Source organism: Streptomyces sp. ASQP_92 (assembly GCF_025399895.1).
Taxonomy (GTDB): Bacteria; Actinomycetota; Actinomycetes; order Streptomycetales; family Streptomycetaceae; genus Streptomyces.
Genome location: NZ_JAODUA010000003.1, coordinates 538,067 through 556,435, shown reverse-complemented (window position 1 = coordinate 556,435; position 18,369 = coordinate 538,067). Strand labels below are relative to the sequence as shown.

Below are 18,369 nucleotides of genomic sequence, written 5' to 3'. Positions count from 1 at the left end.
CCATGCGCTCCGACCTGTCCACGATGCGTCCGCTGCTCGACGGCTTCGCCTCCCGTGCCGTCACCAGCGACGGCCTCGCCGCGCACCGCTCCCCCGCCCCCTTCCCCGACGCCACGCCCGTCGAGGTGCGGGACGCGGACATCGGAGCCGGCCACGACTTCCACCGGACGCTGCTCGACCGGCGCTCGTCGCTGCGGTACGCCGACGAGCCGGTGCGCACCGAGGTCGTACTGCGTCTGCTGACCGGCGCTCTGGAGCGCGACGGCCGCGACTGGGGCCTCGACGAACAGGCAGGGCCGCTGGAGGCGTTCGTGTTCGCGCTGCGCAGTGAGGGCATGCCCGCCGGGGTGTACCGGGTCACCGCGCGCGAGGCGTCCCTCATCGCCCCGGCCTCGGCGCTCGGCGACCCCGAAAACCTGGGCGTGCAGCGCGAGTTCGCCGGTGCGGGCGGGATCGTCAGCATGTACGCGGCGCTCGACCGGGCCGACTCGTGGGCGGGCGCGCACGGCTACCGCATGTGTGTGACGCGCGCGTCGATGGCGCTGTACGACTTCCATCTGGAGTGCCAGTCCCACGGTCTCGTCGGCACCCTGTTCGGCGGGTTCATCGGCACGGCGGTCCGCGACCTGGTCCACAGCGACGGCGTGACCCGCCATCCCCTGCTGTCCGCGACGTACGCGCTGCCGGAAGCGGGCGAGTGAGATGGTCGCCGAGCCCAAGACCGGTGTCGTCCTGGCCCGCCCGGATGTGAGTGTGCTGCGGACCGTGGAAGGGGTGTGGGTCGGGGTCGGCGCCGCGTCCATGACGGTGAAGGGCGGCGCCGCGTTCGAGCTGGTCTCGACACTGGTGAGCCGCTCGGACGGCAGCCTGACGGGCACTGATCTGGTGGCCGGGCTGCCGCAGGCGGCGCGCCCCGCGGCGGAGCGCCTGCTCGGCGCGCTGGTCGCGCACGGTTGTGTCGTCCTGCTCGACACTCCGATGAGCCGGCAGGAGGCGGAGCGAGGAGCGGTGGCCCGTCGGCTGATCCCGCAGTTCTCCCAGCTCACGGGGGATCCGGTGGCGGCCCTCGACCGCCTGCTCGCCACCACCCTCGTTCTGCACGGCCGCCCGGCCTGGCTCGACGGACTGCGTACGCTCCTCGACGCCGCCCCCGCGCCGGGAGCCCGGATCGAGTACCGCTCGACCTGGCAGAAACGTCCCGCCGGGCGAAAGGGCGCCGAACTGGTCGTCCTGGACGCGGACGGCCGACCGCACGAGGAGACGGTGCGGATCCAGGACGAACTGCTCGCGCTCAAAGTGCCGCACGGCATCGTGGGCACGGTGGCCGGCCGGTACTGGATCCTGTGGACCGACCACGACACGACCGGCTGCTGGGACTGTCTGCACCGGTACGGCCGCGCCCGGCCGCGGAACGCGAACGCGACGCCGGTGCCGCAGGAGTGGGCCGCGGCCACCGTGGCGCACGCGGCCCAGTCGCGCCTGGCCCACCTGCCCACCGCCGCCGCGCTCTCGCTCGACCCCGAGGCGCTCGCCGTCAAGCAGCATCCGGTGTGGCCGGTCGCGGGGTGCCGGTGCGGCCGGGCCAAACAGCCACCGGCCGCGGCGCGCGCCCACGACGACGGGGCGGAGCCGCTGGTACGCCGGAACATCGCGAGCCCGCACGACGACCCGCGCCAACAGGACGACGACGACCGCATCGTCGCCACCCTGGGCCGCTGGACGGACGACCTGATCGGCCCCTTCCTCGGCCTGGACGGCGAGGACGCCCCGCAGGTCCCCTTCGGAAGGGCCCTGGCCACCGTCCTTGTCGACACCGACGGCACTCCTCACATACGGCGCGTATCCGCCGCCACGCTCTCGACCCGGGAAGCCATGTATCAGGCCGCGCTCAACGCGATCGAACGGTTCGCGACCGTGCCCGGCGCGCCCGCCGGCCCGAGCCTGGGCGCCGGATGGACCGAGGACGAGGCCCTCTACCGCGCCCTGCTGCGCCACACCCTGCAACAGCCGCACAGCGAAGGCGAGTTGACGGCGTTTCACCTCGACGAGCTCGGCGACGACGCGTGCGCCCGTGCGGCCCGCTATCTCGACCAGGCGGTCGCCCGCGCCACGGACCGAGGCACCGCGCGATGGACCGCGACCCGCCTGGCGAACGGCCTCCATCTGGCCCGTGCGCACACCCCCGACGACGTGGCCGCCGAGGGCCTGGGCGCCTGCCGTGCCGAAGCGGTCTGCGCGGCCCTGCTCCGGCTGGTCAACGACGACGACGTCCTGGTGCCCCTCAACCCGCACTTCCGCACCTGGCCGGAGGTCTGGCGGCACATCACCAAGCCGCACGGCACACAGGCCCGGCACACGGTTCCCTTCCTGGGCGACCGGGTCCGGCTGATGGAGGTGGCATGAGTACGGTGACCCAGGACCCGCCGGTGGCGGACCCGTTGCTCGCCCTGCTCGCCGACGCCGGCGCGCCGACACCGGCCGAGGTGCTGCTGGGCACGCTCACCGGCCCGGCCCGGCTGGCGACTCCCGACGACGCCCCGCCCGGGTCGGGGCGCGGGGTGGCCGTGTTGTTCTGGCGCGGCAGCGTCCACGTCCTCGGCTACGACCGCGAGGGCGGCGGATGCCCCCGGTGTCTGTGCTGGTTCCTGACCCGCCAGGTCGTCCCGCGCCCCGCCGCGCCGTACGGCGAGCCGGCCGACGACACCGCGCGGGCGAGGGCCGCTGCCGAAACGTTGTGGCACGGGCTCACCCCCGCGCTGCGCGCCGTCGTCGGCGGGCTCGCCGCGCTGCTCCTGCGGGGCGACCGCCCGGGCGGCTCCCTCGTCACGGTCGACCGGGCGAGCGGCACGGTCCAGCCCGGAAGGATCCCGCCGAGGGCCGGGTGCCCGGGCTGCCCGCCGTCGACGGCCACGACCGCGGTCACCTTCGACACCGAGCCCGCGTCCCTGGTGAAGGCCGAGGGAACGCTGCGCACCCGTGCTCCGCTGCCCGCGACGCTCGCCTCCGACTATGTGGGGCCGCACGCGCTGTTCCGGTCACCGCTGGTCGACCTGGACGGGCCCGTACCGGCCGCGCAGGTCCATCTGCCGCTGGGCAACGGCGACTTGGAGCCCGGCATCGGCCGCTCCCACACCTTCACCGCGAGCAGGCGGACCGCGGTCCTGGAAGGCCTTGAGCGCTACACCGGCTTCCACTACCGGCCCTCCCAGGGAATCGTCGAGGCCACCCTCGGCGAACTCGGCGCCCGCGCCATCGACCCCCGCACACTCGGCTACCACGCCGACGAGCAGTACGCGCGCGAGGACTTCCCGTTCGCGCCGCTGGGCGCGGAGGAAACGGTGCGATGGGTGCCGGTCACCCCGCTCGGCGAAGGACCGGCCCGCCATCTGCCCGAGCCGGCCCTGACCTGGGTGCGGCCGGACGGTGCGCGCAAGCCGTTCTTCTACGACACCTCGAACGGCTTCGCCCTGGGGCAGAGCCCCGAGGAGGCGACCCTGCACGGCATCCTGGAGGTCGTCGAGCGGGACGCGTTCCTGCTCACCTGGTACCGCAGGCTCGTGCTGCCCGAGCTCGTGATCGGGCCGGCCGACCGCGCGCTGCGGGATCTGGTGGAGCGCGTCGACATCGTCACGGGCTTCCGCGTCCGGCTGTTCTGGGCGGCGCTGGACACCGGGATCCCGGTGGTGCTCGCCCTGGCCCAGCGCGACGCGGCGACGGGACCCTGCACCTTCGTGTCGACCGGGGCCGGACTCGACCCGCGCAGGGCCGCCGAGTCGGCCATCTTCGAGGTGGCCGCGATCCTGTCCGCCGTCACCCACTCCTTCGAGGAGAACCTCGCCCACGCGGCGCGCCTGGCCGACGACTTCCATCTGGTGCGCACCATGGCCGATCACAGTCTGCTGGGCGCGCTGCCCGGCTCCCGGCCGTGGTTCGACTTCCTGTCCACCCCGGACCGGCCCACCCTCGGTTTCGCGGAAGCGGCGGCGGCCGTCCCGGTGTCGGCCACGCTCGGCGAGGACCTCGACCACGTGCGGACGAGGATCGAGGCGGTCGGCGCGCACATCTACGTCGCCGATGTGACCACCCCCGAGTTGCGCTGGCGCGGCCTCCAGTGCACCCGCACCTTCATTCCCGGCTTCCTGCCGATGACCTTCGGGCACGACACCCGGCGCCTGGTGGGCCTGCCGAGACTCGACCGGGCGCCACTGCCGTACGCCTCGCTGCTGCCGCCCGGCCGGAGCGCGGCCGAGGTCCCGCCCCACCCGTTCCCCTAGTCCGCCGGTTAACGAGAGGAGATCGTGCTCGTGCGATCGGATGAACGCCCGAAGCGCCCCACCGTGCCCACCGCGAAGGTGAGCCCCTACGTCGTCTTCCGGCGCGGCCGGCTGCCCGTCGCCGAGCTGGAGGGCCTTCGCTTCGAGGGGTCCTGGGCGCGCGTCGACGAGTTCCGCCGGCTGCGCCAGGCGTGCGACGAGCGGGCGGGCGAGGTGTCCGACGTACTGGCGGCGCTCGTGCCGCGGGTCGAGGAGTCGGTGCGGGCCGAGGTGGTGAAGCTGCGCCGCGACGTGTTCAACCAGCGCGCCGACCCTGCCCTGCGCCGACTCGGTGTCCTGGAGCCGCACCTGGACGAGGTGACGTTGCGTCAGGTACGGGAGTGGCACGAGCTCGTCCGGCGGATGCGCGACTGCGAGAGCGCGTCCCGGGCACTGTTCGACGAGGAGATGGACGCGGCGCGGGACACCCTGCGCCGGCTGTTCCACCACGACGCGATGGTGAAGAGCATCCAGCTCTCCGGCGACCAGCTCTACCAGAGCCTGCTGCGGTACGCCTCGGGCGAGGGCGGTTCAGTGAAGCCGAGCCGGCTGCGCGTCATCGAGTCCTCGCTGGTGAACTTCGCCTACCGCGCGGCCTTCAAGCCGTCGCCGTTCGGCCGGTTCACCGAGGTCGGCGCGTTCCCGCCGGACCTGCCGGACGCCGAGGGCCCCGAACCGGAGGCCGAGACGCACTCGGCCACCACCTTGAACCGGGTGTTGCTGAACTGGATGGTCGGCGGAGTCCAACGGGTGCCCGGCGGCTTCGAGTTGGGCACGCTGCTGCTCAACTCCTCGCTGCACGCGAGCGACGGCCTGATCGAGTTCATCGGGATCAAGGCGGACGGGCGGGCCACCGAATACGGCGGATCGGAGGGCGTGGTCCGGCTCAAGCGCGACAAGGTCGTCGACTCGGTGCTGGCCGCGACGGCGGAAGGCTCGGCCCGCGTTCCGGCGGTGCTGGCCGCCCTCACCACGGTGACCGGCGACGACGCCGTCAGCCGCAAGGTGGTCAACGCGCTGATGCGCACCGGCCTGCTGTCGTTCCGGCCCGGCATCGACGAACAGGACCCCGGCTACTCGGCGAAGCTCGGCGACCTGCTGGGCTCCGGCACGAGCGAGCCGCTGAAGGCGCTGACCCGCGACCTCGCCACCCTGCGGGAACTGGAGACGACCTTCCCCGACGCCTCGGCCCAGGAACGCGGGCACCTGCTGCGTTCGGCCGGCCGGGCCATCACGGAGGTGGCGGAGATCTGCGCGGTCGGGTCGCCGCCCGACGCGATCGTACGGTCGCCGGTGTACGAGGACGCGTGGACCCGGGCCCGGCCGACCACCTGGAGCAAGCCGTCGCTCGATGCGGGCCTGCCCGCCCTGGAGAGCCTGTGGCGGTTCTCCTCGATGCTGGACTACGGCCAGGTGAAGCGGCTGGGTCTGTACTCGTTCGCCGTCGCCGAGTTCGGCGACCGGGACACGGTGCCGTTCCTGACGTTCTTCGACCGGCTGATCCGGCTGTCGGACGCCGAGCAGGACGCGGTGTTCGGTGGCCGCGCCTCCAAGGAGGCGGAGACCTTCGCGGCGCAGCGCACGGCGGCGCTGCGCGAGATCGGCGCCAGGATCGTCCGGGACGACGACGTGCTGCGGCTGAGCCCGGAGGCGATCACCGACGCGTGCTCGGGTGTGAAGGACTGCGTCGACCCGGACTCGATCACCTTCCGCCTCCAGTTCGCCGGCGAAGAGCCGTCGCCCCGCATCGTGGTCAACGGCGTCCTGACCGGATACGGCGTCTACTTCTCCCGCTTCGGCGCGTTCATCGAGGGATCCGCCGCCGAGGGCTGGACGCTGCGCTCCGCGCTCCGCGACCACCTGCGGCAGGCGTTCCCCGGGCAGACGGACCTCAACGCCGTGCTCGGCTTCAACTTCAACCTGCACCCGCCGCTGACCGACCGGGTCCTCGACTACCCGGGCTCTTGGCCCACCACGCCGGACATGAAGGCGTACGGGGTCGGCGAGTTGATGGTCCGCGTCGACCACGCCAACCGCGGGCTCGTGCTGTGGGATCCGGCCGTCGGCGAGCCGGTCGACCTGATGCCGATGAACTTCCTGATCCCGGTGGGCGTGCCCGTCCTCTACCAGTTGCTGGAAGCGCTCAGCCCGACCACCCGCTATCCCTGGCAGCCGCTGGAGGACATCTCCCACGCCATGGATCCGGGCGCCTTCCCCGGCTCCTCGCGCCGGCTGATGGTCGACGACGTCGTCGTCAACAGGTGGGCGTGGACGGTGCCGGCCAAGGACATCCCCGGCCTCGCGGAGGTGAGCAAGGACTCCCATCCGGCGCTCCTCGCATTCGACCAGTGGCGCCAGGCCCAGGGGCTGCCCCGGCACGCGTTCGTGCTGTGCCAGACCTCGGCCGAGTACAACGTGCTCTCCGGGCGCACCCGGGGGCTGCCCCGCAACTGGTCGGACTTCGAGCACCTGCACCGGGCCAGCGTCCACAAGCCCATGTACGTCGACTTCCGCAACCCCTACCTGGTGCGCAGCTTCGCCAAGTCCGCGTTGTCGCGCGACGACGTCTTCGTATCGATCCGAGAGTGCCTGCCGGCCACCGAGGAGTACGGCGGTGACCGGGGACCGACAGCGGCAGAGGAGTTTTTCGTTGAGCTCTACAGGAACTAGCCGGGACGACGGGTGGCGTGCGCTCCACGTCCACCTGCCGCACTCGCTCCAGACCGCGTTCCTGCGCGACGTGATCCGTCCCGTGGTGCGCGCCGGCGAGGGAGGCGACCGCTTCTTCTTCCTGCGGTACTGGCAGGGCGGCCCGCACATCCGGCTGCGGATCGACGGGGCGGACCCGGAGAGAGCCGACGCGATCCGCGCCGCGCTGCTGGCGGGGATGCCCGCGATGACCGCCGAGCTGAGCGCCGAGTACGACTACGAGGTCTCCCTCCAGGCCGACCTGGCCCGCCTGGAGGACGAGTCGACGCAGGCCATCAGGGCCCCGGGCACCGTCGAGCCGATGGCGTATCTGCCCGAGTACGCCAAGTACGGCGGCGTCGAAGGCGTCCGCATCGCCGAGGAACTCTTCTGCCGGACCTCGGTCGCCGTGCTCGACCTGGCCGCCGCCCGGCCCACCCCGGAGCCGAAGGCCCCGGTGGGCGAGGCGATCCGGATCATGGCGATGTCCCTGCGGGGCTCGGGCCTCGACCTCGACCAGAGCCGTCAATTCCTGGGCGGCTACGAGGAGTTCTGGCGCCGGTACGTACCGGAAGGCTACGACCGGACCTGGGACGGTCTGTACGAGAGAACGCGGCCGAAGGTGCTGGAGCTGTGCGAAGCCGTGTGGCGCGAGGGCAGAACCGATGTCTTCCACGACATCTACGCGAACGCCCTGACCGCCGCGCGACAAGCGGGCACCGCCTCGGGTGAGGACCTCGGTGAACTCGTACTGGGCGGGACCCCCTATACCCGCTGCCTCTCGAACTACATCCACACCACGAACAACCGCCTGGGGATCATTCCCGCGGGCGAGGCATTTGTAGCGCATGTGATGCACCGATCCCTCTCCGAAATCGGAGCCCGCACGGGGAGATAAGCAGCCCCCTCCCGGCAGAACACGCAAAGAATGCGCCAGTGGAGCGCCTTTTCGGCATGCCCAAAAAAGGGATGAGAATGAGCAGAAAAACCCCCTAGGCAGACACATCCTCCCAGCTCAGAGCGGGTGTGGTCGGTCGAATTGAATTCGATGGCCGCCACCGCTCCCTTCGGCATGCCCTGAAATGGAATAGGCACTTCGGCACCAAAACGCGCGGACTATAGCGCGCAGATTTTTTTAATTCAAGGAGTGAAAACCCGGCTTCCGGGTGCTAGCTTTATTGCACCAACCACGGGGAGGTGAATGACAATGAACAACATCGAAGAGCTCGACCTGAACGCCCTGGAGATCTCGGACCTGATCGAGGATTCGGGCAACAACGACGAGTCGCTGTCGCAGATCATGGCGGCGTCGTGCACCACGAGCGGCTGCGCGTGCAGCTCGTCCTCGTCGTCCTCGTCCTGACCGTAGTGACGAGACGGGCCCCCGCCGGAGGCGCCTCTTCCTGAGGGCGCGCCCCCGGCGGGGCTTGCCATGAGCGAACCGCCTTCACCCGTGAAGGGGTGGGGGTGACATCTGGAGGTACGCGTGCACGTCTTCGTGACGATCCCCCTCAACAAGCAGGACGTGTCGGTGCCGCAGCGCACTCGGGGTCTCGTCACGGACCTGTTCGCGTCCGGCCCCACCGCCTGGCCCGGGGCCTTCTACTTCGTCCGCACCTGGGACCGCGAGACCAGCCTCGACAGCTTCCAACTCAGCCTGGAGTCAACCGAGTTCAGCGCCGATGAGGCACGGGACCGGGTCGAGCGGGCCGCGACCACCCACGGTCTTCACGCCACCGTGGCGGAGGTTCCGTTCGAGGAGATCCCCTCGCCGCTGTGGAACTGCGGTTTCGGCGGCCCCGACTTCGACTCCGTCGCCAAGCGCCTCTTCCGTGCCGCGTCGCCGGTGCTCGCCCGCATCGCGGCGTCGCTCGACGGCGACACGACCGGGTCCTATCTGCTCGCGCTGCGCCTGATGGTCGCGCACGCCGGCGCCACCCTGCTCGAATCCGAGCAGCGGCAGCTGCCCTCGCACTCCTTCGAGGAGCTGCTCAGCCTGCGCCTCCTCAGCTTCCGCTCGCACTACGAGGGCGTCTTCGCGCGGGCGAGCGACCCGGAGTCCTTCGAGCGCCGCTACGCCGCGTACTACGACCAACTCGGCGCGCGCGCCCGGGACTACGTCCGCGCCTGCGCCCAGTCGCCCGAGTCGGCCGTCGCCGATGCCCGGGTCAGCGACTGGGCGGGCCTGGTCCACCAGCACTTCACCGCGCTGCGGGAGGCCGTGGCGTCCGGTGCCGTCGTCGACGAGGGCCTCACCCTCGACGACCTCAACCGGGGCCGCGAGGTACCGCTGCCGCCGACCCGCTTCCACTCGTTCATGTCGGACGAGATGGCCCAACTGCTGCACCACAACCCGGACTTCCTGTCCTTCCGCGTCCTGACGAGCCTGCTGTACAGCAGCCTGCACACGCTCGGGTTCAACCTCGTGGAGCGCTACCTCTTCTGCTACGTACTGGCCCGCGCCAACGAGGACGTCTCGGGGCGGGCGACCGCGGAGCTGCAGAGCGGGCTCGGCGCCCTGGCGCGGAAGCTCGCGCACCGGTGACCGCACACGGTGCCACGGTCGTCCACCCGAAACCGATCTACCCAGAGGGGCGTCATGCGTGTCGTGCTCGCTAGTGTGCCGTGGAGTCCGATCGAGATGCCGTCCCTGGCGCTCGGGCTGCTCAAGAGTCTGACGTTGAAGGAGTTCCCGGACGCCGAGGTCGAGGTGGTCTACGGCAACCTGGAGTTCGTGGACTGGGTCACCTCCCGGCGGAAGTTCCGGTACGAGGACTACAAGTACTACGACCGGGAGAGCTGCTACCTCGGCCACGGCGACTGGGTCTTCTCCTCGGCCCTGTACCAGGACCCGGCCTGGAAGGTGGACGAGTTCCTGGAGGCCTTCGGTCCCCGGCCCGCGGGATCCGAGGGCGCGAGCGCGCCGGCCCCCTGGCTCGAGGCGACGCTGTGGCTGCACGAGCACGCCCAGGAGTTCACCGACCAGCTGGCCGAGCGCATCGCCGCCGGCCGGCCCGACGTCGTCGGCTTCACCACCACCTTCCAGACCGTCACCGCCTCCCTCGCGGTCGCGCGCAAGCTCAAGGAGCTCTCCCCCGGGACCGTCACGGTGTTCGGCGGCGCCAACTGTGAGGGCTCGCAGGGCGAGGCGCTGCACCGCAACTTCGACTTCATCGACTACGTGGTGCGCGGCGAGGGCGAGCTCGCCTTCCCCGGCCTGCTGCGGTCGCTGCGCGAGGACGGGCCGGCCGTCTCCACCATCGGCGGCGTGTGCTGGCGCGACGAGAACGGCACCTCCGTCTTCAACCGGCCGGCCATGAAGCCGCTCCCGCCGGACGCGATGGTCCTGCCGCACTACGACGAGTACTTCACCCGGTTCGCGAAGTCCGAGGCCCGGCGCTGGGTGGAGCCCCGCCTCGTCATCGAGGGAGCGCGCGGCTGCTGGTGGGGCGAGAAGCACCACTGCACCTTCTGCGGCCTCAACGGCGCCAGCATGATGTTCCGCAGCAAGCGCCCGTCGCAGTTCTTCGACGACATCGTGACGCTGGCCGAACGCCACCGGGTCCTGGACATGCTCGTGGTCGACAACATCCTGGACATGGCCTACCTGGACTCGCTGCTGCCGCAGCTCACCGAGGCCGGCGTCGATCTGCGGATGATGTACGAGATCAAGGCCAACCTGCGCTACGAACAGCTCCAGGTGCTCGCGAAGGCCGGCGTGGTCTGCGTACAGCCCGGCGTGGAGAGCCTGAACGCCAACGTCCTCAAACTCATGGACAAGGGCGTCACCGGCTGCCAGAACGTCCGTATGCTGCGCGACGCCGAGTCGCTGGGCCTGACCGTGATCTGGAACTACCTCTACGGGTTCCCGGGCGAGCGGGACGAGGACTACAGCTCGGTCATCGAGCAGTTCCCGAAACTGCACCACCTGTGCCCGGCGGGCGCGGACGACCGGCTCGGCATCCAGCGCTTCAGCCCGTACTTCGAAAAGCCCGAACTCGGCTTCACCGAACGGCGGCCGGCCCGCCAGTACGAGCTCTGCTTCGACCTGCCGGAGCCCGAACTCTTCGACCTGGCCTACCTGTTCGAGTCGCCGGAACGCGGCATCGGCGACGAGCTGGCGGCGAGGCTGACGGCCGGGCTCAACGAGTGGCGCGGCGAGCACTCCCACAGCCGGCTGTCCTGCTTCGAGACCGACGATGCCATCACCATCACCAACAGCCGGCCCCACTTCGACTGGGACGTCGTGCGCCTCACGACGCCGCTGGAGCGCACCCTGTTCCACATGCTCGACGACCCGAGGTCGGCGGAGTACCTGGAGCGGGAGGCCGCCCGGCGTGCGGAGGCCGGGGTCGAGGAGGTGCGCGCGGTGCTCGCGCGCTGGTCGGAGCTGGGTCTGGTCTTCACCGACTCCGGCCGGATGATCCACGTCGTCACCAAGGACCACAACCAGCATCTGATGCGGATCCTCGTCGGCCGGGAGCTGGCGACGACCCAGCACCAGTCCGTGGCGCCGGTCGCCGTCTGAACAGGAGCGCGCAATGACACTGGACGTCGACGTGTCGACCATCCCCGAGGTTTCGTCCGGCTCCCGCTTCGGACTGTGGCGCCATCGCGACGCGGCGGTGCGGGCCCTGCCGGACGTGTACCTCGGCCACCGCCCGCTCGGCGGCGACGCGGCGGAGGAGGCGCACCGGGCCTACGAACTCGGCGCACGGTTCGTGTCGATCGAGCCGCTCGCCGTCCTCGGCCCGGACGGCGACGCGGAGCGCACCACCCAGGTGCTCTCCCTCGTCCGCGAACTCTCCAGCCGGGGCGTGGAGGTCGACTGGCGGGCCCGGCTCGTCCCCGGCGGCCCCGAGTGGTGGGTCTTCGGCCACCTGTTCCCGCCGGCGGTCCTCGAAGGCCCGGGCGGCGACGAGGCGTTGGCGACCTGGCGGTCGCGCTACCACGTCGGCCGGTGCTTCCTGCGCCGCGGCCCCGGCTTCGTTCAGATCCGGGACCGCCGCCACGGCGGCTTCCGCCGCCTCACCATCTCCGACGCCGCCTACCTCACCGCGATCGACGCCCTCCTGGCGGGCCGGGGCACGGACACCGTCCCCGCCCCGATCGTGACGGCCTTCGAGAAGCAACACCTGGCGGTGCGCTTCGGCGCCGAGATCTGGTGGGCCCCGTACCGCTTGCAGCGGTGGCCGCTGCCGTCTTGGGAGGTGTGAGGGGGTTGGGGGGTGCGGGCGGGCCGTGCCGGCCCGCCCCGAAGCGGGCTCGGCCCGCTATCCCTTGGGGAGGTTGTACTCGGCCCGCTCGTGCAGCGCGATCCCCGCGGTGACGGAGACGTTGAGGGACTCGGCGGCAGGGTTCATCGGGATCGAGACCTTGCCGACCGAAAGCCCCTCGAAGTCGCTCGACGTGCCGATCTTCTCGCTGCCGAAGACGAGCGCGAGCCGCTCGTCGATGCCGCGCAGATCACGGGTGCTCAGCTCCCCCTCCGCGTCGAAGGCGACCAGCCGCATGCCGCTTTCCCGGAAGTAGCCGGTGGCCTCCTCGCGGGTGGCGAGCACGACCGGGAGCGAGAACACGTATCCCCGGCTCGCCCTGACCAGACGCCGGTCGGCGATGCTGACGAGGTCACTGTCCACGAGCACGATGCCGGCGGCGCCGAGCGCGAAGGACGTCCGCAGGATCGCCCCGATGTTGCCGACGATCTTCACGCCGTCGAGGACGACGATGTCCCCGGTGGTGGCGGCCAGATCGGCGAAACGACGGGGCTTCGGAACCCGGACGAGGCCGAAGGCCTTGGGCCGCTTCTCCGTCTTGAACACGTGGTTGGCGATCGAGGACTCGATGAGCCGCACCGGAATCTTCCGCTGCTCACACGCCGCGAGCAGCTCGGCGGGCAGCGGGCTGGTCTCGAGCCCATAGACCTCGAAGAAGTCCAGCCCCGCTCCGATGCACTGCATCAGAGGCTCGATGTCCTCGATGAGCGCCGTCTTGACAACGGATCTCGACGGCTTCGTGACGTCGATGATGCGTTGTACAGCGGGATCGGACTTCTCGGTGATGACGGCCAGACTGTTCACCGTCGGATCTTATCGCAGGGGGTGAGGTGTGGAGCTGGAGTGAGGGGTGGGGGCCAGGGGCAGCGGCTCCGGGACAGCAAGTCCGCTTGTCAATTCAGGCACACTCGACACCCCAGCTCTGGTCAGCCCTACCGCACCCCCATGACGGGCAGCATCCGACGATCGGCTTGCCCTTCTCGGCGTGGGTGGGCCAGAGCCAGTGGTGGCTGCCTGAGACGGTGTGCCATCCAGTTACTTGCCGGCATGCCCGTTCGGGCCGAAATTCCGACTCAACTCCGTTCGACTGCAGGGACATTGGCCCCGACGAGACCGCCGCCCTGTGAGATAGGCTTTCACCGCTGCGCACCTTCCCGGAGGGTACGAGGCGGAGTCCACGGTCCAGTCCACTGGCCGTGAGTTACGGATGGGCCAGATGCCCGGTAGGGCGGTCCTACCATCCGTAACTCACACCTTGGGTGGGCCTTCATGGAACCGGTCGAGTACAAGCCTGCGCGTCGTCCCTGGATCCGCGAGATCCTGGCCGGCGTCGCCGCCAGCGTGATCTCCAACCTCGTGTGGGAGGCACTGGCGGTGGCGGCACGCCACCTCATCTGAGGCAGGCATGTGGCGGGCCCGGCGAGCCCGCCACTCTCAGCCTGTGTGGCTTCGCCCCGAGGGCGACGAAGACCTCTCAGAAGAGCAGCTCCTGTCCCCCAGAAGTGTCACCGCCCTTCCTCTTCGGGCTGGGGAGATGGGGTACCCGTGCCTCAGCAGGCAGGTTCTCCCAGGTAGGTCGCAGGCCGTGAATCTGCGCGGCGCCGACGCAGGTCTTGAGGTACGTCTGCGTCTCCTCATCGGTGGAGTACAGCACCGTCGCGCGGCTCGCCCTCGTCATGAGCACGTGGTAGGCGTGCCGGACACATCGCGCGAACTCCTCCCGCTTCTCCTCCTCGCTTCCGGTCCCCTCCCGGAGCTTCATGTCAAAGGAACCGGGCACTTTGACACGTTTGATCTTGCTTCCCGCCTCCTCGTACCACTGGCCTTTTTGATAGACCCACCGGTCACCGCGTCTCACCATGTCCTCGCCGAGGATCACCCCACACCAGTCCCATTCGAGGCCCTGGGCTGTATAGACGCAGCCGATCTGATGGATGCCATACGGGTGCACCGACCATTTCGTGGACGGGGGCACCGCTCCGCCCTCGCGGAAGGAGTCGCCCTTGGCGTTCCACGATCGGTGCCAGCCACCGATCCGCACATCCGCCTCCAGGCGCGCGGCCTTCCCCTGCCCCACAGGTTCCGTCCAGGGCCAGCAGAAGCCGGCCACCATGCGAGCCGTCGCTCCCGCCGCCGCCTCGGACTTGATGATGTACTCGAGTTCCTCAGGACTGTCCGCCACTTCGACATGCATCAAACCGTCGGGGGTCCACTCGGTGGTTCCTGCCTCGATGTCCAGGACCGCTCGCACCCAACGGATGTACGCGTCACTACCCCCGCAGCGCCATTCCTCCCTGAGTTCATAGCGGAGCGGCGTGATCCCCCGCGCTCTCGCGGCACTCTCGATCAGACTCACCGTTCCGACTTCCTTGGGTCGCACGGACTGGCTCTCGTCGAGAAAGAACACGGTGAGGCGAGAGGCATCGAGCAGATCGTCCACTTGGGGCTGCTTTCCCGACTTCTCCTCTCGGCGGTACATGTCGATGGTTCGCTCTCTCAGGCGGTGTGCCTCGTCGCAGATGAGGACATCCAGAACTGGGTCTGGGGGCGTCACGAAGTGGCTGAAGTAGGCGAACCTCTTCCTGAACTCCCTGTCGGGGTAGCCCACCTGCTCCTGGAGCGCCCCGTTGAAGGCGCGGCTTCCGCTGGCGTACTTCACCGACCGTTTCGCTGCCTCGAAATCGGCCCTGAGTTGTAGGCCCACGGCACTCTTTCCGGTACCCGCACCACCTAGCACGATGAATACCGCTCGACTGCCGTCCGACGGCGCAGCGGACTCATCGGGATGGCCCAGGACCAGTTCGGCTCTTTCCCGGACGCTCGCCGCCACTCGCTTCTGCTGTCCACGCAAGGTGAACACCGTGTCCTCTCCACGAGATCTGATCATCGCGTCGAGAAGCGGAGTGTTACGCAGGTTCATGAACCGCAGGAGCTGCTCCGCCTCAGAAGCCGCACCGTCCTCCGAGAAATGCCGCCGCAGGTCCACAAGGAGCTGGTCGCGACTATCTCGGGTGTACACCCGCTCATAGGCTCCGGTCGGCGCCAGCGTATCGAGCAGCGGTCTCACCGAGTCGTCGGTGGAATTGTGCAGGTAGGCGAATCCGCCGCATTCGACAGTGACACCACGCAGCGGCCCTTGGTCGCCGGTGAACACACGGTAAGTGTTCCTGAGCTGCAGCGCAGGGTGCTTCTTGGGGCTTTTATATCCGGGCACCCGCACGAGTTCCGCGGTGGCGGCCTCCACTCGCGTCACCATTGACCATCGCTTCAGCTCGACGAGTTGGAACGATGGCAGACGCGTCTCAGGGTGTCGGCCCACCAGAACGACGTCGATGAGAGTCGGCTCGCCCTTCTTCGGGGCGTCGACCGTCGCCGCGCACTCCACGACCATTTCAACGTTGCCGCGCTCCGCCGCAACAAGGTCTTCCGCCAATTTGACCAGGCTGTCGGCCCAGGCCTCCCGTTCCGTATCGGACACGTCGTGCCCTCGGAAGTGCCTGTATCTGGCGGCGAGATGCGGCACCATCCGCCGCCTGGAGTTCAGAGTGAGCAGGTCCTGCGCAGGCAGCTTCAGCAGGAGCATGGACACGAGATGGTTCCCCCAGGGCACGAGTGACTCGTGCGGGTGGGGGCATCTCCTCGCGTAGAGGAAGCCCGTCGGGCCGCAATTGGTACGGGTGATCTTAGGGAGTACGGCAGCGCACGCGAACTTCTCCCGTCGCCTCATGGCATGTCAGCGGCAAGTTGGCGAAAAGCCGCTGGTTCAGGCCGGTCGGTTACGCGGTGACAGCCACACTCCCGCTGGCACCCACCAGTTCTCGTAGTCTCTCCTGCGTCTCGCGGTCCGTGGAGTAAACGACCGTGCCCACCATTCCGCGGGTCAGCAGCACCTTGTACGTGTTGCGGATCAGGCGATCCACATCGGCGTCCGGTGTCGAGCGCTTGAACACCGGGTCCTTGGACGCCGTGCGGTCCGTCACCCACCGGTCACCGCGCCACACCAGGTCGGGGCCGATGATGACGCCGGACCAGTCGTACTCGAAACCTTGGGCGGTGTAGACGCAACCGATCTGACCGAAGCCCGCCGGGTCCGTGGCCCATAGGGCGGACGGCGGTGCGCCCGCGACAGAGCGGTCGCCGCGAAGGTTCCAGGGGCGCGCCCAAGCACCGATCCGCACGTCTGTCGGCAGGGGCTGTCCCGGCTTGGGTTCCGGGGACCACTGCCAGCAGTAGCCGGCCGACATACGAGCGCTGTAGCCCTGACCGCGACGGCCGTCCAGGAAGGTTTCCATCTCTTCCGGGCTGTCGGCCAAGAGGAGTTGCATGCGGTCATCCGGATCCCACACCACCGGGTCGCCGGGTTCCAGCCCCAGGAGCCGCACCACCCAGCGCAGGTAGACATCGCTCCCGCCGCAGCGAAACTGGCTTTCCAGCCTTACGACGGGGCAGTTCAACCCCCTACGCGCCGCAGCGGCTCGAATGTCTTCCACCGTGCCCATCTCACCCGGGCGCACGACCTGATGCTCGTCGAGCAGAAAGACGGGCACTTTGGCGACGTCCATCAACTCGTCGATCTGCTGCTTGTCGGTCCGACGTGCGGCCGGCGTGTACCGGTTGGCGGATGTCTCGCGGATGCGGTGGGCCTCATCGCAGACCAGGACGTCGAGGCTGTTCCTCTCCGTCGTCATGAAGCTGTTGAAGTACTTGAAGAGATCCTGCACTTCGCGCTTCCTGGCACCCGCGACCTTGCGCATCGTCTTGGTGAAGGACTGGGAGCCGGTCGCATGCAGAGCCGGGATGCCTCGCCGGTACAACTCGCCCAGCAGGGAAAGCGCGATGACGCTCTTGCCGGTGCCGGGACCACCGGTGATGACCACAACCTCCTTGTGGTCGGACTGCTGGGCCTTGCGTACCGCGCTGAGGACCTTGCGGTAGGCGACCTGCTGTTCATCGAGGAGCACGAACTGCTCTCTCTCACGGACTTCCTGTGCTGCTACTGCCATCAGCTGCTTCGAGGGGACCGATTTGCCCGCGAGCAGCGCGTCAGCGGCTGCGGCGCCCGAACACTCAGAGCTGAGCCGGGCACGAACGTAGTCGATGAACCCACCCCGGGCGTCACCCGAGAACAACTGGGCCCCTTCGGACTCGATCTCACACAGTGCGGCCACGTCAAACGCGGTTGCGTTGTGCAGGAAGGCCACTCCCCCGACCCGCTCCGGGTGGCCGGCGACAGCGCCATTGAAGTTGGTGAGGTATTCGCAGTAGCGGCGCACCTGCTCGACGGGATTGAGGACCGGCTGACCATAGGAAGGGACATGACACAGGACCGGGTCGTCCTCGTCCGGAACCACATCGCTCCACTGTTTGAGTTCCACCACGACATAGGAGGGGTCGCCCGTGCGTGGGTGGAACCCCGCGAGAACCGCGTCGGCTCGCTTGCTGCTCATCGGAAGCGCGTACTCGAGCATGACCTCCACGTCACCGAGGCCCGCGTCATTGAGCACGGCGGTGAGCGCGGGGATGCTCCGTTCCCAGGACCGCGCCTCTGAGGCGTTGGGCGGGTAGCCGCGGATGCGGGTGAACCGCTCGGTGAGGTGGAGATGAAGCGAACTGTCCAGCGCCATGACGGCGACCGTTTTCGCAGACGCTCGGAACAACAAGGACTTCCCCCCGGGCAGCACGAAATAGCTCGTGCGGGTGGGGGCATGTCCTTCGAGACTCCACAGGGTGGAGCGGAAGCCCGTCGGGCCGCGTTGGCGATGGGTTTGAGGGTACCTGGCGATATCTACGGCCATACCGGCGGTCGCATCGGCGCCGGACAGGCTTCACGCCGGGAGCCTGGAATCCCCTGCCACCTGGGAATGTGGAGCGGCTGGACGAGTCGGGCTGTGCGCCGGGTTCTGCTCCAGCCCCGTCAGCCCATCCACGTCCCGGCACAATCCCAGCACCGGAAACCCAAGGGCCCGCCCCCGAAGGGCCGGACCCTATCTGACCTTCACGTTCGCAAGGTCAGCGACGCGGTGACACGTCAGCCGCTACACGTTGAACCGGAACGTCCCCAACACCGCTCCCACCTGCGGAAAGGTCATCTC

The 18,369-nt window shown here is 69.3% G+C and carries 13 protein-coding genes; 10 read left to right on the top strand and 3 right to left on the bottom strand.

Features of this window, described 5'->3' with window-relative positions:
* The first annotated feature begins 2 nt into the window (after positions 1-2).
* From N4G70_RS12015 to N4G70_RS11975, 9 genes are all read left to right on the top strand, one after another.
* The gene (locus N4G70_RS12015) at positions 3-701 is read left to right on the top strand and encodes a tpaF (RefSeq protein WP_261712533.1); all 699 of its coding nucleotides are present in this window, start codon (positions 3-5) and stop codon (positions 699-701) included.
* Position 702: 1 nt separating this feature from the next.
* Positions 703-2,403 carry a hypothetical protein gene (locus N4G70_RS12010; protein ID WP_261712532.1) on the top strand — a complete coding sequence of 567 codons (1,701 nt, stop codon included), beginning with the start codon at positions 703-705 and terminating at the stop codon, positions 2,401-2,403.
* Entirely contained in the window at positions 2,400-4,274 is a 1,875-nt protein-coding gene (locus N4G70_RS12005; RefSeq protein WP_261712531.1) for a YcaO-like family protein, read from the top strand. Before N4G70_RS12010 ends, N4G70_RS12005 begins: the two co-directional genes overlap by 4 nt.
* Positions 4,275-4,304: 30 nt before the next feature.
* Entirely contained in the window at positions 4,305-6,983 is a 2,679-nt protein-coding gene (locus N4G70_RS12000; RefSeq protein WP_261712530.1) for a lantibiotic dehydratase family protein, read from the top strand.
* Entirely contained in the window at positions 6,964-7,899 is a 936-nt protein-coding gene (locus N4G70_RS11995) for a lantibiotic dehydratase C-terminal domain-containing protein (protein ID WP_261712529.1), read from the top strand. Before N4G70_RS12000 ends, N4G70_RS11995 begins: the two co-directional genes overlap by 20 nt.
* 309 nt (positions 7,900-8,208) lie before the next feature.
* Positions 8,209-8,364, top strand: coding sequence for a thiocillin/thiostrepton family thiazolyl peptide (locus tag N4G70_RS11990; protein ID WP_120721640.1), 156 nt, complete (start codon positions 8,209-8,211; stop codon positions 8,362-8,364).
* Between the two features lie 123 nt (positions 8,365-8,487).
* Positions 8,488-9,546 carry a hypothetical protein gene (locus tag N4G70_RS11985; RefSeq protein WP_261712528.1) on the top strand — a complete coding sequence of 353 codons (1,059 nt, stop codon included), beginning with the start codon at positions 8,488-8,490 and terminating at the stop codon, positions 9,544-9,546.
* A gap of 54 nt (positions 9,547-9,600) precedes the next feature.
* Positions 9,601-11,529 carry a RiPP maturation radical SAM C-methyltransferase gene (locus N4G70_RS11980; protein ID WP_261712527.1) on the top strand — a complete coding sequence of 643 codons (1,929 nt, stop codon included), beginning with the start codon at positions 9,601-9,603 and terminating at the stop codon, positions 11,527-11,529.
* A gap of 13 nt (positions 11,530-11,542) precedes the next feature.
* Positions 11,543-12,217: a DUF5825 family protein gene (locus N4G70_RS11975; RefSeq protein WP_261712526.1), complete on the top strand. Its 675-nt coding sequence runs from the start codon at positions 11,543-11,545 to the stop codon at positions 12,215-12,217.
* Between the two features lie 57 nt (positions 12,218-12,274).
* Here N4G70_RS11975 and nshR read toward each other — a convergent pair whose 3' ends face one another.
* Positions 12,275-13,081, bottom strand: a complete 807-nt coding sequence (nshR, locus tag N4G70_RS11970) for an NshR/TsnR family 23S rRNA methyltransferase (protein ID WP_261712525.1) — start codon at positions 13,079-13,081, stop codon at positions 12,275-12,277.
* Positions 13,082-13,546: 465 nt separating this feature from the next.
* On the opposite strand from nshR, the gene N4G70_RS11965 reads away from it, so the two are divergent.
* Positions 13,547-13,675 (top strand): DUF6408 family protein, encoded by a 129-nt coding sequence (locus N4G70_RS11965; RefSeq protein WP_261712524.1) that lies wholly within the window; start codon positions 13,547-13,549, stop codon positions 13,673-13,675.
* A 76-nt stretch (positions 13,676-13,751) separates the two neighbouring features.
* On the opposite strand, the gene N4G70_RS11960 is transcribed toward N4G70_RS11965, so the two are convergent.
* Complete coding sequence (locus N4G70_RS11960) at positions 13,752-15,860, bottom strand: DUF2075 domain-containing protein (RefSeq protein WP_261712523.1); 2,109 nt, start codon at positions 15,858-15,860, stop codon at positions 13,752-13,754.
* A 193-nt stretch (positions 15,861-16,053) separates the two neighbouring features.
* Positions 16,054-17,937 carry a DUF2075 domain-containing protein gene (locus tag N4G70_RS11955; RefSeq protein WP_261712604.1) on the bottom strand — a complete coding sequence of 628 codons (1,884 nt, stop codon included), beginning with the start codon at positions 17,935-17,937 and terminating at the stop codon, positions 16,054-16,056.
* Positions 17,938-18,369 lie beyond the last annotated feature (432 nt).

What these genes read in the sequence shown, in the direction of transcription:
- N4G70_RS12015 (WP_261712533.1), top strand. Translation starts at nt 3, where the DNA reads ATGCGCTCCGACCTGTCCACGATGCGTCCGCTGCTCGACGGCTTCGCC.
- N4G70_RS12010 (WP_261712532.1), top strand. Translation starts at nt 703, where the DNA reads ATGGTCGCCGAGCCCAAGACCGGTGTCGTCCTGGCCCGCCCGGATGTG.
- N4G70_RS12005 (WP_261712531.1), top strand. Translation starts at nt 2,400, where the DNA reads ATGAGTACGGTGACCCAGGACCCGCCGGTGGCGGACCCGTTGCTCGCC.
- N4G70_RS11990 (WP_120721640.1), top strand. Translation starts at nt 8,209, where the DNA reads ATGAACAACATCGAAGAGCTCGACCTGAACGCCCTGGAGATCTCGGAC.
- N4G70_RS11980 (WP_261712527.1), top strand. Translation starts at nt 9,601, where the DNA reads ATGCGTGTCGTGCTCGCTAGTGTGCCGTGGAGTCCGATCGAGATGCCG.
- N4G70_RS11975 (WP_261712526.1), top strand. Translation starts at nt 11,543, where the DNA reads ATGACACTGGACGTCGACGTGTCGACCATCCCCGAGGTTTCGTCCGGC.
- N4G70_RS11965 (WP_261712524.1), top strand. Translation starts at nt 13,547, where the DNA reads ATGGAACCGGTCGAGTACAAGCCTGCGCGTCGTCCCTGGATCCGCGAG.
- N4G70_RS11960 (WP_261712523.1), bottom strand. Translation starts at nt 15,860, where the DNA reads ATGCTCCTGCTGAAGCTGCCTGCGCAGGACCTGCTCACTCTGAACTCC.